Consider the following 15606-nt stretch of genomic DNA (forward strand, 5'->3'; position numbering starts at 1 on the left):
CCTCAATCCTGCCCCTGTAACAACCAGACTAACCAACCAAGGCCGAAACCAAAGTGACCGTCAGGCCAACCACCAACACCTCAGCGCCGCCGGTGAAACGCTGTCTACCCACCACAACAACGCTCCGCAACCCCTTTCTAAAAGAAATGTCACTTTTTCTTCATCAAGGCTGAAAACAGCGTGTTCCCATTGCCTTAGGGAAATCCCGCTGCGGCATGACGGACACCCCGGCAGGAGTGCTGCGCCACCTTCGGGCATCACCCGGCTCCCCTCGGCGCCGGGCTGACGCGGCGCCGACGTTCGCGAATCTTGCGTTTGGCGACCACATCGACAAGTATTGGAATATTCTTATTTTTGGGAGGATCCACATGAAACGCCTTTTGACCGCTGCACTTTCCCTGCTGGCCCTGGCGGGCGCCGCCGTGGCCGAAGAAATGGTCACCTACAGCACCGAGCAAAGCTTCGACGATGTGGCGTTCGGGCTGGAAAACGCCATCCTCGACGAGGGGTTGGTGATCGATTCCACCAGCCATGTGGGCGCCATGCTGGAGCGCACGCGCGAGGATGTCGGATCGGACGTGGTGCTGTTCGAGGCGGCCGATGCCTACAGCTTCTGCTCGGCCAAGCTATCGCGGGAGGTGATGGAAGCCGACCCGATGAACATCGCCTACTGCCCTTATGACATCTTCGTGGCGCGCATTGCCGGCAGCGACGAGACCCTGATCGGCTATCGCGCATTTCCCGAGGGCGAGATGCAGAAAATCCAGGCGCTGCTGGACCGCATCGCGCGCAACGCGATCGGCCTCGACTGAGGCACCAACCACGCCGGTCACGAAGACGGCACTGGAAATCCGGCGCGGGCGCGGCTTGGCCGCGCCCGTTTTCGTCAAACCCATAACGCCGGATTACACCCTGAACCGGTGCCCCCTGTCCTTGCGCAGGTCTGACTGCATCGCCCGACAACGGGGGATGAATGAAGACACAGCAAGGTGGCAAACCGACGGTCCGCAGAACCACGCCCTGAGCGCAGCGACGCTGACGCCCGGCCCGGCGCTGGCTGACGGGCATTCCGGGGATATCGTCGAAACCGGCGTCGAGGGCAGCGAAGTTGCCATCGGCACCATGGCCGGGGTCACCGTGGATGACGCGAACGTGGTGCGCGCAGATATCGAGGCCTCGAACGGCGTGATCCATGTCATCGATGGCGTGATCATGCCCGAGTGACCGATTGGCTTGACGGCTTGCATCAAGAAACGAACAAGGCCCGCCGGATCGCTCCGGCGGGCCTAGCTGCTGGCTATCCGCACCACGTCAGTGCAGAACGGCCTCTTCGGAGGGCCGACGCTTGGACGACCCCTCGCGCCCCCCGATGATCAGGCCGTCGGGCCCGGCGGTCACCGCGATGACGTCGCCGTCCTTGACGTCGCCCGAAAGCAGCATCTCGGCCAGCGGGTCCTGCAGGTGGCGCTGGATCACGCGCTTGAGCGGACGCGCGCCGAACACCGGGTCGTAGCCCTCGTCGGCCAGCCACTGCCGCGCGGCATCGTCCAGATCCAGTTGGATCTTGCGCCCGGTAAGCCGCTTGGCCAGCAGCTCCAGCTGGATATCCACGATCCCGCCCATGTCCTGGCGCTCGAGCCGGTCAAAGATCACCGTCTCGTCCAGCCGGTTCAGGAACTCGGGCCGGAAGTGGGCACGCACGGCCTCCATGACCTCGGCCTTGGCCTGGTTCGCATCGGCGCCCTCGGGCAGTTGGCTCAGCGCCTGGCTGCCGAGGTTCGAGGTCAGCACGATCAACGTCTGCTTGAAGTCCACCTTGCGGCCATGACCATCGGTCAGCACCCCGTCGTCGAGGACCTGCAACAGCACGTTGAACACGTCGGGGTGCGCCTTTTCGACTTCGTCGAACAGAATCACCTGGTAAGGACGGCGGCGCACTGCCTCGGTCAGGACACCACCCTCTTCGTAGCCCACGTACCCCGGCGGCGCCCCGATCAGGCGGGCGACCGAGTGCTTTTCCATGAACTCCGACATGTCGATACGCACCATGGCGCTCTCGTCGTCGAACAGGAACTGGGCCAGCGCCTTGGTCAGTTCGGTCTTGCCGACGCCCGTGGGCCCCAGGAACAGGAAGCTGCCCAACGGGCGGTTCTCGTCCTGCAGGCCGGCGCGCGCCCGGCGCACGGCATTGGCCACCGCCCTGACGGCGGTATTCTGGCCGACGACGCGCTTGTGCAGCCCCTCCTCCATGCGCAGCAGCTTGTCGCGCTCGCCTTCCAGCATCCGCGACATCGGAATGCCGGTCCACCGTTCCACGACGCTGGCGATTTGCTCGGTGCGGACGGTCTCTTCGACCATCATGCCCTCGTGTTCGGCCTCTTCGGCCTCGGCGAGCTGCTTCTCCAACTGCGGGATGACCCCGTAACTCAACTCACCCGCCTTGCCCAGATCGCCGGCGCGCTTGGCGTTTTCTAGGTCGATGCGGGCGCGGTCAAGCTGCTCCTTGAGGTCGCGGGCACTGGCCAGCTTGTCACGCTCGGCCTGCCATTGCGCCGTCATCTCTGCCGATCGCTCCTGCAACTCGGCCAGTTCCTTTTCCAGCTTGTCGAGTCGGTCCTTGCTGGCGGCGTCGTCCTCCTTGCGCAGGGCTTCGGCCTCGATCTGCTTTTGCAGGATGTCGCGGTCCAGCGCGTCCAGTTCCTCGGGCTTGCTGTCGACCTCCATGCGCAGGCGCGCGGCCGCTTCGTCAACCAGGTCGATCGCCTTGTCGGGCAGGAACCGGTCGGTGATATAGCGGTTCGACAGCGTCGCCGCCGCCACCAGCGCGTTGTCGCTGATGCGCACACCGTGGTGCAACTCGTATTTCTCCTTGATGCCGCGCAGGATGCTGACCGTGTCTTCGACGGTGGGCTCTTCCACCATCACCGGCTGGAACCGGCGGGCAAGGGCGGCGTCCTTTTCGATATACTTGCGGTACTCGTCCAGCGTCGTGGCACCCACGCAGTGCAATTCGCCCCGCGCCAGGGCCGGCTTGATCAGGTTCGCCGCGTCCATGGCGCCCTCGGTCTTGCCGGCGCCCACCAGTTGGTGCATCTCGTCGATGAACAGGATGATCTCGCCAGCGGCAGCGGTGATTTCGGACAGAATCGCCTTGAGGCGCTCCTCGAACTCGCCGCGATACTTGGCACCCGCCACCAGCGAGCCCATGTCGAGCGTCATAAGACGCTTGTCGCGCAGCGATTCGGGAACGTCGCCGTTCACGATCCTGAGCGCCAGCCCCTCGGCGATGGCGGTCTTGCCGACCCCTGCCTCGCCGATAAGCACCGGGTTGTTTTTGGTACGGCGGCTGAGCACCTGCATCGAGCGGCGGATTTCCTCGTCGCGCCCGATGATCGGGTCGATCTTGCCTTCGCGGGCGGCCTCGGTCAGGTCACGGGCGTATTTCTTGAGCGCCTCGTAGCCTTCCTCGGCGTTGGCACTGTCGGCGGTACGCCCCTTGCGCAGGTCGTTGACCGCCTCGTTGAGCTTCTGCGCGCTTACCGCGCCGGCCTCAAGCGCCTCTTTCGCCGGGCTCTTGACGATGGCCAGGGCCATCAGAACCCGCTCGACCGGGACGAAACTGTCGCCGGCTTTCTTGGCTATCTTCTCGGCCTCGTCCAGCACCTTGCCGGTGGCGCTGTCCAGATAAACCTGGCCGGCATCACCGCTGACCTGCGGGAGCTTGGCCAGCGCCACATCGACGGCCTGGGCCACCTGATCGGGTGCGCCGCCCGAGCGGCGGATCAGGTTGCTCGCCAGCCCCTCTTCGTCATCCATCAATGCCTTGAGCAGATGCTCGGGGGAAAGCCGCTGGTGGTTTTCGCGCATGGCGATAGTCTGCGCCGCCTGAATGAACCCGCGCGACCGTTCCGTGAACTTCTCCAAGTCCATGGTTATTCTCCTTTTCTCAAAGCGCCCGACTATCGGCTGGCGCCCGCTTCGCGGCACGCCCCTTACGGGCCTCATATCACAGATTGTGATGGCCCCCGGCCCGTTCAAGCCCGCCGAGCTAAGAAATCCCGGCAGGCATGCGACGGATCCGCGGCACTTTATCGACAACCGGCTTTTGACGGTGACGGACAAGACTACCACCACAACTTCTGGAGCCACACCATGTACTTCACCCGAATCGACATGCCCGAATTCGCCCTCCCCGCGCAGCCGGGGGCAGCCCTGGCAGGGGTTGGTCGGGGGATCAGCGGCGGCTGTGTGCACCTGCACTGCACCGCCCGAAGCACGGATCGTACCGCGCGCTGCGAGGCGCTTGTGAACGACGCGCTGCGCCAGTTGCAGCGCATGCCCGAATTTCGGCGCGGCGGCCACGACATCACGCTTGCACCGGGGCTGCGGCGAAGGGGCGACATGGCTCGCGCTTGACCCCCGGCGCGCGGCGGGGGATGAAGGGGCGCACAGTGGCCCGGAGACACCCATGACCGCCGATGACCGCCTGATCGTTGCCCTGGACGTGCCCGACGCGCTGGCCGGGCTGAAGCTGGCCGAAACCCTGGGCGATACGGTGGGGTTCTACAAAATCGGCCTGGGCATGCTCACCGGCGGCGGGCTGGCACTGGCAAGCGAACTGAAGCAGAAACACGGCAAGCGTATCTTCCTCGATCTCAAGCTCTTTGACATCGGCGCCACGATCGAGGCGGCCGTGCGCGGGCTGGCGCAGCACGATATCGACTTCCTGACCGTGCACGGCGACCCGCATGTGGTGCGCGCGGCCTGCCAGGGCGCGGCCGGCTCATCGCTACAGATCCTCGCGGTAACCATCCTCACCTCGCTGGACCGCTCCGATCTCGACGACGGGCTGATGCGCGCCGGCAGCGTGCCGGAGCTAGTTGTCGAACGCGCTGCGCGCGCCTTCGACGCCGGCGCCGACGGGGTCATCGCCTCGCCACGGGAGGCCGCCGCCATCCGTGCCCTGCCCGCCGCCGCCGGGCGCCGTATCGTCACCCCTGGCGTGCGCCCCGAAGGCGCGGCCACAGGCGATCAGAAGCGCATCGCCACCCCGGCCCGCGCCATCGCCGATGGCGCCGACCACATCGTGGTTGGCCGGCCGATCCATGCCGCCCCCGACCCGCGCGCCGCCGCCCAGGCGGTGCTGGACGAGCTACCGCCGCGACGCCACTGAAAGGGGAGCGCAACAACGCGGTCGCGCCCGCTGACGTACATGTTATGATGGCCGCATGCCCGCCCTGTGCCGCGATTGCCTGACCACCTTTGATGCCGGCCGGCGCTGTCCCGCCTGCGCCAGCCGGCGTGTGGCCGCACACCCCGAGCTGTTTTCGCTGTCGATCGCACACATGGATTGCGACGCCTTCTATGCCAGCGTCGAAAAGCGCGACAATCCCGACCTGGCCGACAAGCCGGTTATCATCGGCGGCGGGCAGCGCGGCGTCGTCTCGACCGCCTGCTATGTCGCGCGCATCCGCGGGGTGCGCTCGGCCATGCCGATGTTCCAGGCGCTGCGGCTATGTCCCGAAGCGGTGGTCATCCGCCCCCGGATGGAGCTTTACGCCGCCATCAGCCGCGATATCCGCGCCATGATGGAAGATCTTACCCCGGCCATCGAGCCGCTATCGCTGGACGAGGCATTCCTCGATCTGTCGGGCACGGCCCGCCTGCATGGGGCACCGCCGGCGGTGATGCTGGCGCGGCTGGTGCGGCGGATGCGCGACGAGCTGGGTATCACCGGCTCGATCGGGCTCAGCCACAACAAGTTCCTCGCCAAGATCGCCTCGGACCTCGACAAGCCGCAAGGTTTCTCGGTCATCGGGCAGGCCGATACCGATGCCTTCCTGCGCGACAAGCCGGTCAGCCTGATCTGGGGGGTCGGGGCGGCCGCGCGCGCGGCGCTCGAACAGGCCGGCATTCATACGTTCGCCGATCTGCTCCGCTGGGATCGCGCCGATCTTCACGCGCGTTTCGGCAGCATGGGCGAGCGGCTGTGGTCGCTGGCACGCGGGCAGGACAGGCGGCGTGTTTCGCCCGATCACCCGGTCAAGTCGATCTCGAACGAGACCACCTTCGCCACCGACACCGCCGACGGAGACGTGCTTGACGGCCACCTGTGGCGGCTTTCCGAAAAGGTCGCCGACCGCGCCAAGGCGCGCGATCTGGCCGGGCGGGTGGTGACGCTCAAGCTCAAGACCAGCGACCATCGCCTGCTGACCCGTCGCCACAGCCTGCGCGAGGCCACGCAGATGGCCGACACGGTCTACCGCGCGGCACGGGCGCTTCTTGACCGCGGGCGCGCCACCGAAGGCCCGTTTCGCCTGCTGGGGGTGGGGCTGTCCGATTTGTGCCCCGCCGACCAGGCCGATCGCGCGGCAGACCTGCTCGACCCGTCCGCCACCGCCCGCCACGCCGCCGAGCGCGCCACCGACGCCATCCGCGGCCGCTTTGGCGCCGATGCGATCCGCAAGGGACGCGCCCTGCGCTGAGACCGGGCACCGCTACTCGGCGGCCAGCGCGCCGGGCTTCGCCGCGCCGATGGCGGCAATATCGACGACGACGCGGCGCATGAGCTTGGCAAAGTCCGCGAAATCGGCGCGCGGGCGCAGCCGCGCCTCGTCCATGTAAAGACTGCGGTCGATCTCGACCTGGACGACGTGCTGCCGGCACGCGGGGCGGCCGTAATGCTGCACCGTGTAGGCGCCGGCAAACGGGGTGTTGCGCACCACCGTCAGCCCCGCCGCCACGAAGGCTGCCTCGACACCATCGACGATCTCCGCCCCCGCCGATGCACCGAACCTGTCGCCCAGCACCACGTCGGGGCGCGGCACGCCGGCGCGCGCGATGCCGTCCACCGCCTCGTGCGGCATCGAGTGGCAGTCGATCAGGATCGCCTCGCCGAACTCGGCATGCGCGCCCTCCACCAGCCCCGCCAACGCCGCGTGATAGGGGTGCCAGCAAGCGGTGATACGGTGATGCGCCTCGTCTAGCGGGATCTTGCCGCGGTAAATCGCCCGCCCGCCAGCCACCACGCGCGGCACCACGCCCAACCCCGAGGCGATGCGCGGATTGTGCCCGTGCGCGCGCGCGCCCACGATCACCGCAGGGTCAAGCTCATCAGCACCACGGTTGAGGTCGACATACGCGCGCGGCACCCCGGCCAGCAGCAGCGGCGCCCCGCAATCGGGCGCGGCGGCAAACAGCCGGTCGACATAGGCATCCTCGGACGAGCGCACCTCCTCGCCCCGCAGTACCGTGCGGCGCAGAAATTCGGGCGGGTAGTCGCGCCCGCTGTGAGGCGACGCGAAAACCACGCTCGTGCAGCGGCACGCGGGCCGGAGCAAATGAAAGGCTGGGCTGGGCATTCGTCCTCCTGACAGCAAGGTTATAGCGCGATAATCCGCGATGCCAAAAGCCCTTGATCCCTCCGTCGACTCCTTTTATAGGAACCCGACCGGCGCGGGATATCCGCGCCCCTCTTCGTTCGAGGGGCAAGATCGTGTCGGGATCATGGGCGGTTAGCTCAGCGGTAGAGCACTTCGTTGACATCGAAGGGGTCACTGGTTCAATCCCAGTACCGCCCACCATGATTTCACGGCCCCGCCCGCGGGGCACCCGCAACCCAAGGCGCAAGGCCCGCGCCGCGACAGACAGGAGATGACCATGAAGGTCAAGAACTCGCTCCGCTCGCTGAAGAACCGGCACCGTGATTGCCGTGTCGTGCGCCGCAAAGGCCGCGTCTACGTCATCAACAAGACCCAGCGGCGTTTCAAGGCCCGCCAGGGCTGAACCGCCCCGGACAGCTTTTCGGCAGGCCGTCGCCCCCGTGGCGGCGGCCTGTTGCTTTGCGGGCTGTTGCCGTGTGACGGTGCGTCGTCGGGACACACTGTTTTCTTGCCGTCATGGCCCCGACATATGCGCAGGGCACCAATGCCCCGCAAGACAGACCTGGAAAACCGGATACCATGTCCCGACCTGACGACGAAACCGATCCCTTTGCTGCCTTCGACCGCAAGCTGCACGCCGCGTCCGCCAAGCTGACCCAGGGCCTTTCCCCCCATGCAACAGCCGCCGCATGGGCGGACTGGATGGGGCATCTGGCCACCGCGCCGGGGCGGCAGATGGCGCTGGCATTGCGTGCGGCCGAAAACGCATGGGCCGTGGCACACGACAGCGCGCAGGGCACGAAAGCCGGGGAACCACCGTTCAGGCCGTCGCGCACCGATCACCGTTTCACGCATCCCGGCTGGGCCCGACCGCCTTTCCGCGCCTTCGCGCAATCCCACCTCGCGATGCAGGACTGGTGGCAAGCCGCCGCCTCCGACCTGCCCGGCGTGCAACCGCGCAATGCCGAGCGTGTCCGCTTCATGCTGCGCCAGATGCTGGACGCCACGGCGCCCTCCAACCTGCCTGTGCTGAATCCCGAGATCATCGAGGCGGCGACCGACAGCCGCGGAGGCACCCTGCTGCGAGGCATGGCGCACTGGATGCGCGACTCAGGCACCATTGGCCGTGAAACACCCGCCGCCGATGCGGCCGACGAACACCTCGGCCGCGATATCGCCTGCACCAAGGGTCAGGTGGTGTTCCGCAATCACCTGTTCGAACTGATCCAGTACGCCCCGCAAACGGAAACCGTCCACCCCGAGCCGGTGCTGATCGTGCCGGCGTGGATCATGAAATACTACATCCTCGATCTGAGCGCCGAGAACTCGCTGATCAACTGGCTGGTCGGCCAGGGGCACACGGTGTTCTGCATGAGCTGGATCAACCCCACCGCCGAACAGTCCGACCTGTCGCTGGACGACTACCGCCGCGACGGGGTCATGGCGGCGCTGGACGCGGTCACCCGGATCGTGCCCGACACCCCGGTGCATGGATGTGGCTACTGCCTTGGCGGCACCATCCTGTCGATCGCCGTCGCGGCGATGGCGCGCGAGGGCGATACGCCGCTGGCATCGCTGACGCTGCTGGCCGCGCAGACCGATTTCAGCGAAGCCGGCGAACTGCTGCTTTTCCTCGACGAAAGCCAGCTTGCCTTTCTCGAGGACATGATGGCCGAACAGGGCACCCTGAACGGCAAGCAGATGGCCGGCGCCTTCCAGGCGCTCAGGGCCGAAGACCTGATCTGGACGCGCGCGGTGCGCCGCTATTTCCTGGGCGAGGCCGACCAGACCGCCGACATCGCGCTGTGGAACGCTGATACCACGCGCATGCCGGCGAAGATGCATTCGCAATACCTGCGCAGCCTGTTTCTTGAAAACCGCCTCAGCGCCGGGCGGTTCGCGGTTGACGGGCGGGTCGTGGCGCTGCGCAACATCCGGGTGCCGATCTTCGCTCTCGGCACCGAAAGAGACCACATCGCGCCGTGGCACTCGGTCTACAAGATCGCCCTGTTCACCAATGACGATCTGACGTTCTGCCTGACCAGCGGCGGCCACAACGGCGGCGTCGTCAGCCCGCCGGGCCACCCGCGCAGGCACTACCGGCTGGGACACCGCGACGCCAACGCCCTGTATCAGGGTCCTCACACTTGGGCTGACACGCACGACCCGCAAGACGGGTCATGGTGGCCGCAATGGCACGACTGGCTGGCGCGCCACAGCACGGCACCCGCCGCGCCACCCGCCATGGGCAACGCCGATGCCGGGCTTGCGCCGCTCTGCCCGGCGCCGGGCGAATACGTGCGGGTGCGGTAAGCCGGCTCAATCGTAGCTGCGCCGGTCCTCGATCACCTTGCCATCGTTGGGCAGCGTGCCGGGCGCGACCAGTTTGACCGCGCCTTTCAGCTTGAGCACGTCGCGCACGCTGTCGGCATAGTCGCCGGGCTGGCCTTCGGCCACCTCGATTTGCACCGTCATCACATCGCTTTCGCCCTCGCGTGTGGCGATGACGCGCGCGCGTGTGACCTCGTCGTGTCGGGCGACCAGTTCGGCCACCTGCTCGGGGCGCACGAACATGCCCTTGATCTTGGTCGTCTGATCGGCACGGCCCATCCAGCCCTTGATGCGCATATTGGTGCGCCCACAAGGGCTCGTGCCTTCGAGAACCGCGCTCAGATCGCCGGTGGCAAAACGGATCAGCGGGTAATCGGGGTTGAGCGTGGTCACCACCACCTCGCCCACCTGCCCCGGCGCGACCGGGTTGCCGGTGCCGGGGGTGACGATCTCGACGATCACGTCCTCGTCGACGATCATGCCCTCCATCGCCTCGGACTCGTAGGCGATGTTGCCCAGGTCGGCGGTAGCATAGCATTGCAGACACCGGATGCCGCGATCTGCGTATTCCTGGCGCAGCGACGGAAACAGCGCCCCACCCCCGACCGCCGCGCGGGTGATCGACAGCGCGACGCCCATCTCGTCGGCCTTGTCCAAGATCACCTTCAGGTAGTCCGGCGTGCCGGCATAGGCGGTCACGCCGATATCCGCCGCGGCCCGCACCTGCAGTTCGGTCTGGCCGGTGCCGGCAGGCACCACCGCCGCGCCGACCGCGCGCGCGCCGGATTCGAAGATCATCCCCGCCGGCGTGAGGTGATAGCCAAAGCAGTTCTGCACGATGTCGCCCTTGCCGATGCCGCAGGCATGCAGGAACCGCCCCATCCGCCACCAGTCGTGGCTGATGCCGCCGGGTTCATAGATCGGACCCGGCGACTGGAAAACATGCGCGAAATCGCTGGCCGGGCGCGTCGTCAGGCCGCCGAAGGGGCTGCTGTCGGCCTGGGCGCGGCCCAGGTCGGACTTGCGCAGCACCGGCAGCGCGGCCAGGTCCGCGGCGCTGGTGATCCGCTCGGGATCGATCCCGTCCAGCGCGCCTTTGTAGCCAGGCAATTCGCTGGCGCGGGCGATCTGGGCGGGCAGGTCCGACGCGATCGCGCGGGCCCGGTCATCGGCAGAGCGGGCTTCCTTGTCATCGAAATAATGGCTCATGGAAAGAACTCTTCCAGCAGGGGACAAGACGGAGGCGTCTGATCGTGATTCGGGTGACCGGTGGCATGACGGGCGGGCGCGCCGCCTGCGGAAGTCAGCTCAGCCAGCGCTTGCGGCGACGGTAGCTGCGCACGTCGCGGAAACTCTTGCGGCCCTCGTCGGACATGCCAAGGTAGAATTCCTTCACGTCCGGGTTTTCGCGCAAATCGTCGGCGGGGCCGTCCATCACCACGCGACCCGATTCCAGGATATAGCCATAGTGCGCGAAACGCAGCGCCACGTTGGTGTTCTGCTCAGCCAGCAGGAAGGTGTTGCCCTCTTTCTCGTTGAGGCTTTTCACGATGCCGAAAATCTCTTCCACCAGTTGCGGGGCAAGACCCATGCTGGGTTCGTCAAGCAGGATCATCGTCGGTCGCGACATCAGCCCGCGCCCGATGGCGACCATCTGCTGTTCCCCGCCCGAGGTATAGCCGGCCTGACTCTTGCGGCGGTCGCGCAGGCGCGGGAAATAATTGTAGACCATCTCCAGGTCGGCCTCGATCGCAGCCTTGCCGTCCTTGCGGGTATAGGCGCCGGTCAGCAGATTTTCCTCGACGGTGAGGTGTTCAAAGCAGTGACGCCCCTCCATCACCTGCACCACGCCCTTTTCCACCAGCGCGGTCGGGGTCTGATCCTGGACCCCTTCGCCAAGATACTTGATGTTGCCCTTGGTGACCTCGCCGCGCTCGGAATGCAGCAGGTTCGAAATCGCCTTGAGCGTCGTGGTCTTGCCCGCGCCGTTGCCGCCCAGTAGCGCCGTGATACCGCCCTTGGGAACCTTGAGGCTGACACCCTTGAGCACAAGGATGACGTGATTGTAGATCACCTCGATGTTGTTGACCTCGAGAAGGGTCTCGTCTGTGTGACCAGCATCCAGCATGGGGTTCTCTTTCCAAATCTGTCGGGGTGACCCCGGCCGCGCGGACGCGGCCGGGATACGTGTCTGGCTCAGTCGCAGCGCAACTCGATGTCGTTCTCTTCGGCATAAGCCATCGAGTCTTCCTCGATCAGCGGCGCCAGAACCTCCTGGTCCGACTGGTAGTAGTCGGTGATCAGCTCGAACTCGCCCGCTTCGGCATCCCACTGCGACACGGCGCCATAGCCGTTACCGCCGTGGTTTTCGCAGGTCACCTTGAATTCGGGCCCGAAGTTGGGAAGGCCAAGATCGGCCATCTTTTCTTCGGTCATTTCAAGGTTTTCCATGCCGTCCCGCAGCTGTGCCCTGGTGATCTTGGATGTGCCGGCCATTTCCTGCGCGGTCTTGATCGCCTCGGCGGCCAGCATCGCGGCGTACATGCCCCGGTTATAGAGCACCGTGCCGATCTGATCTCCGGCTCCGGCAGCCTTGCCCGCGTCGACGACGTATTCCTGGATATCGTCATAGATCGGGTAGTCGGTGCCGAAGTTGTGGAAGGCCAGCGCCTTGTAACCGTCGGCCTTCTTGCCCGCCGGCTTGACGTCGTTTTCCGACCCCGACCACCAGATGCCGATGAAGTTTTCCATCGGGTAGCGGATGTTCACGGCTTCCTGGATGGCGACCTGGTTCATCACGCCCCACCCCCACATGATCACGTTGTCGGGGCGTTCACGGCGGATCTGCAGCCACTGCGATTTCTGCTCCTGACCCGGGTGATCGACGGGCAGCAGCATCAACTCGTAGCCATGCTTTTCAGCCAGATTTTCAAGCGTGCGGATCGGCTCCTTGCCGTAGGCCGAGTTGTGGTAGACCAGCGCAATCTTCTTGTCGCTGATGTCGCCGTCGTTCTCGTTCAGGATATGGGTGATCGCAATGCTGGCCCCGTCCCAGTAGTTGGCCGGGTAGTTGAACACCCACTTGAAGACCTTGCCGTTCTTGGCCGAAGTCCGGCCATAGCCCAGCGTGTGCATCGGGATGCCATCGGCGGTCACTTTCGGGATCAACTGGTAGGTGATCCCGGTCGAAAGCGGTTCATACAAAAGCGCACCGTCGCCCTCGCTCCTGGTCGCCTCGTAGCACTCGACACCCTTTTCGGTATTGTAGCCGGTTTCGCATTCGGGCATGCGGATCGTTTCGCCGCCGATGCCGCCGTCGCGCTCGTTGAGCAGGGTGAAGTAGTCGGCGTAGCCATCCGCGAACGGAATCCCGTTCGCGGCGTATGGCCCGGTGCGATACGACAACGACGGCAACACCAGTTCCGCCATCGCCGGTGCAGCAGCCATGATGGCAGCGGCAGTGGCCGTGATCAGTTTCAGTTTCATCGGGTATATCCTCCCTTGGTTTTTTCCGATGGTGGTATCGGGGTCACCCCCGAATCGTCAGCCACCCCCGCGCGTCAGTGCGGGAAGGGCCAGAGCCTGAGTTTCTGCTTGGTGACACGCCACAGTTGCGCGATGCCGTGCGGTTCGGCCACCAGGAAGACGATGATAAGCGCGCCGACGATCACCAGTTCGAGGTGTGCGGCCAGGTCGGTCGGCCAGCCCAGGCCGCCGACCAGCGTGTTCTTGAGCAGCACCGGCAGCAACACCAGGAACGCCGCGCCCGCGAACGACCCGAAGATCGACCCCAGCCCGCCGATGATGACCATGAACAGCACCAGGAACGACTTGTCGATCCCGAACGCCTCGCCGACCTCAATCGCGCCCAGGTAGACACCAAAGAAAAGCGCGCCGGCAATGCCCACGAAGAAAGACGACACGGCAAAGGCGCTCAGCTTGGCCTTGAGCGGATCGACCCCGATGATCTCGGCGGCGATGTCCATGTCGCGGATCGCCATCCACTTGCGGCCGACGCTGCCGCGGGTCAGGTTGCGCGCCACGATCGCCGACAGGAACACGAACACGAGGCAGAACATGTAGGGCGCCCACGCACTGGTTTCGGCGCCGGTCACGGGCACGCCGAACACGGTGCGTTCCGGGGCGCTGATCTGCCCCGAAGCCGAGTAGTTGTAGAACCACGGCACCCGGTTGAACAGCCACACCAGAAAGAACTGCGCCGCCAGCGTGGCAACGGCAAGGTAGAACCCCTTGATCCGCAAGCTTGGCAGGCCGAACAGCGCACCGACGACCGCCGTGATCGCGCCGGAGACGATGACCAGGAAAAAGATGTTCACGTCCGGAAAGGCCGTCATCAGCTTGTAGCAGGCATAGGCACCCACGGCCATGAAACCCCCGGTGCCCAGGCTGACCTGCCCGCAATAGCCCACCAGGATGTTCAGCCCGATCGCCGCGATGGCATAGATCAGGAACGGCAGGAAAACAGAGTTCACCCAGTAGTCGTCGATGACGAACGGAACCACCAGGAACGCCGCGAACAGAACGAGATAATACCCGTAGCGGTCGAACTTGATCGGAAAGGTCTGGCTGTCGGCCTGGTAGGATGTCTTGAAATCCCCAGCTTCACGATAGATCATCTGTTCTTACCCTTCCTGTGTGGTATCGGCGTGCCGCGCCGCTTTGTTCGGGGTGCCGCCCGGCGGCACCGAGAGCTTCAGATAGGCGATGATCCCGGTCAGGAACCCGCCACCGGCCAGAACGGCGGCGATGATGATCTGCCTGTCGCTCAGGTCTTGCGCGGTCAGCGCCAGATACCCGAAGGCCCAGAACCCCGACCAGGCGATCACGTTGATGATGGCAATGAGCTTGCGCACGCTACACCCTCTCGATGATCTTTTCGCCGAACAGGCCCTGCGGCCGGAACACGAGGAAGATGAGCGCCAGCACATAGGCGAACCAGTTCTCGGTCGCGCCGCCGACCATCGGGCCGACGATGAATTCGAACATCTTTTCGCCGACCCCGATGATAAGCCCGCCGACGATGGCGCCGGGGATCGAGGTGAAGCCGCCCAGCATCAGCACCGGCAGCGCCTTGAGCGCGATCAGCGACAGCGAGAACTGGACCCCCGACTTGGTGCCCCACATGATGCCCGCAACCAGCGCCACGAACCCGGCCAGCGACCACACCATGACCCAGATGAACTTGAGCGAGATACCCACGCTTAGCGCCGCCTGATGGTCATCGGCCACCGCACGCATGGCGCGACCATGCTTGGAATACTGTGCGAACAACACCAGCGCGATCACCAGAAGCGTGGCGACAAATGTTGCCCACAGGTCAAGGTTGTCGATGAAGAACCCGTAGCCAAACAGGTTGTAGGTGAACTCGTCGATGGTGCCGTTGATCCCCTGTGGCAGACCGACATCAAGTTCCTTGATGTCGCTACCCCACATGATGTCCCCGAACCCTTCGAGGAAATAGGCCAGCCCGATCGTGGCCATGAACAGGATGATCGGCTCTTGCCCCACGAGATGCCGAAAGATGAAGTGGTTCACCAGCCAGGCCAGCGCAACCATCACCCCCATGGTCAACAATATCGCCCCCACCGCCGGGACATTCCATCCGAAATCGTGGACAGAAGTGCCGAAGGTCGCATTGATCATATGGGCGAACGGCACCTGCCCCTCCATGATGCCCACCAGCGTCAGCGCCGCGAACAGCGCCATCACGCCCTGGCTGAAGTTGAAGATGCCGCTGGCCTTGAATATCAACACGAAACCCAGCGCGACCAGCGCATAGAGCACGCCGGTCATGAGGCCGTTCAGGAAGACCTCCATTCCCCAAAGAACCTGTTCAGGCATGGTGCGCGTCCCCCGGATTGAATTGCTTGCA

At 65.2% G+C, this 15606-nt stretch carries 14 protein-coding genes, 1 tRNA gene and 1 pseudogene; 8 read left to right on the top strand and 8 right to left on the bottom strand.

The window, feature by feature from the left end; all coding sequences use genetic code 11:
- Positions 1–368 precede the first annotated feature (368 nt).
- Together Q0L89_RS00270 and Q0L89_RS00275 are read left to right on the top strand one after the other, a co-directional pair.
- Positions 369–812, top strand: coding sequence for a DUF302 domain-containing protein (locus Q0L89_RS00270; RefSeq protein ID WP_296761558.1), 444 nt, complete (start codon positions 369–371; stop codon positions 810–812).
- A gap of 265 nt (positions 813–1077) precedes the next feature.
- Positions 1078–1224: pseudogene (locus Q0L89_RS00275) on the top strand (fasciclin domain-containing protein); the annotation flags it as partial.
- Between the two features lie 87 nt (positions 1225–1311).
- Here Q0L89_RS00275 and clpB read toward each other — a convergent pair.
- The gene (gene clpB / locus Q0L89_RS00280) at positions 1312–3930 is read right to left on the bottom strand and encodes an ATP-dependent chaperone ClpB (protein WP_296761560.1); all 2619 of its coding nucleotides are present in this window, start codon (positions 3928–3930) and stop codon (positions 1312–1314) included.
- Between the two features lie 222 nt (positions 3931–4152).
- Here clpB and Q0L89_RS00285 point away from each other — a divergent pair, with 222 nt between their 5' ends.
- Genes Q0L89_RS00285 through Q0L89_RS00295 form a run of 3 tightly spaced genes read left to right on the top strand, consistent with a single transcriptional unit; the run spans position 4153 to position 6485 of the window.
- A complete protein-coding gene (locus tag Q0L89_RS00285) occupies positions 4153–4416 on the top strand; it encodes a hypothetical protein (RefSeq protein ID WP_296761563.1) in 264 nt (87 codons plus the stop codon).
- Between the two features lie 52 nt (positions 4417–4468).
- The gene (gene pyrF / locus Q0L89_RS00290) at positions 4469–5173 is read left to right on the top strand and encodes an orotidine-5'-phosphate decarboxylase (protein ID WP_296761564.1); all 705 of its coding nucleotides are present in this window, start codon (positions 4469–4471) and stop codon (positions 5171–5173) included.
- Positions 5174–5228: 55 nt separating this feature from the next.
- On the top strand, positions 5229–6485 hold the full coding sequence (locus Q0L89_RS00295; RefSeq protein WP_296761567.1) for a DNA polymerase IV: 1257 nt from the start codon (positions 5229–5231) through the stop codon (positions 6483–6485).
- A gap of 12 nt (positions 6486–6497) precedes the next feature.
- Here Q0L89_RS00295 and Q0L89_RS00300 read toward each other — a convergent pair whose 3' ends face one another.
- On the bottom strand, positions 6498–7361 hold the full coding sequence (locus Q0L89_RS00300; protein WP_296761570.1) for an N-formylglutamate amidohydrolase: 864 nt from the start codon (positions 7359–7361) through the stop codon (positions 6498–6500).
- Positions 7362–7508: 147 nt separating this feature from the next.
- Here Q0L89_RS00300 and Q0L89_RS00305 point away from each other — a divergent pair.
- The 3 genes from Q0L89_RS00305 (at position 7509) to Q0L89_RS00315 (ending at position 9695) form a co-directional block, all read left to right on the top strand.
- Positions 7509–7583: transfer RNA gene (locus Q0L89_RS00305), tRNA-Val, on the top strand.
- A gap of 76 nt (positions 7584–7659) precedes the next feature.
- Positions 7660–7785: a type B 50S ribosomal protein L36 gene (gene ykgO, locus Q0L89_RS00310; RefSeq protein WP_008562923.1), complete on the top strand. Its 126-nt coding sequence runs from the start codon at positions 7660–7662 to the stop codon at positions 7783–7785.
- A gap of 176 nt (positions 7786–7961) precedes the next feature.
- A complete protein-coding gene (locus Q0L89_RS00315; RefSeq protein ID WP_296761573.1) occupies positions 7962–9695 on the top strand; it encodes an alpha/beta fold hydrolase in 1734 nt (577 codons plus the stop codon).
- A gap of 6 nt (positions 9696–9701) precedes the next feature.
- Here the strand turns inward: Q0L89_RS00315 and Q0L89_RS00320 are convergent, their stop codons facing one another.
- The 6 genes from Q0L89_RS00320 to Q0L89_RS00345 all read right to left on the bottom strand — a co-directional run bounded on the left by Q0L89_RS00320 (position 9702) and on the right by Q0L89_RS00345 (position 15575).
- The gene (locus tag Q0L89_RS00320; RefSeq protein ID WP_296761574.1) at positions 9702–10922 is read right to left on the bottom strand and encodes a phenylacetate--CoA ligase family protein; all 1221 of its coding nucleotides are present in this window, start codon (positions 10920–10922) and stop codon (positions 9702–9704) included.
- A 94-nt stretch (positions 10923–11016) separates the two neighbouring features.
- Entirely contained in the window at positions 11017–11841 is an 825-nt protein-coding gene (locus tag Q0L89_RS00325) for an ABC transporter ATP-binding protein (RefSeq protein WP_296761576.1), read from the bottom strand.
- A 68-nt stretch (positions 11842–11909) separates the two neighbouring features.
- The gene (locus Q0L89_RS00330; protein WP_296761578.1) at positions 11910–13199 is read right to left on the bottom strand and encodes an ABC transporter substrate-binding protein; all 1290 of its coding nucleotides are present in this window, start codon (positions 13197–13199) and stop codon (positions 11910–11912) included.
- Between the two features lie 74 nt (positions 13200–13273).
- A complete protein-coding gene (locus tag Q0L89_RS00335; RefSeq protein ID WP_296761580.1) occupies positions 13274–14350 on the bottom strand; it encodes a branched-chain amino acid ABC transporter permease in 1077 nt (358 codons plus the stop codon).
- Positions 14351–14356: 6 nt separating this feature from the next.
- Complete coding sequence (locus Q0L89_RS00340; RefSeq protein WP_296761581.1) at positions 14357–14587, bottom strand: hypothetical protein; 231 nt, start codon at positions 14585–14587, stop codon at positions 14357–14359.
- A gap of 1 nt (position 14588) precedes the next feature.
- On the bottom strand, positions 14589–15575 hold the full coding sequence (locus Q0L89_RS00345; protein WP_296761583.1) for a branched-chain amino acid ABC transporter permease: 987 nt from the start codon (positions 15573–15575) through the stop codon (positions 14589–14591).
- Positions 15576–15606: the final 31 nt, after the last annotated feature.

The sequence above is a fragment of the Sediminimonas sp. genome (assembly GCF_024637375.1).
Taxonomy (GTDB): domain Bacteria; phylum Pseudomonadota; class Alphaproteobacteria; order Rhodobacterales; family Rhodobacteraceae; genus Sediminimonas.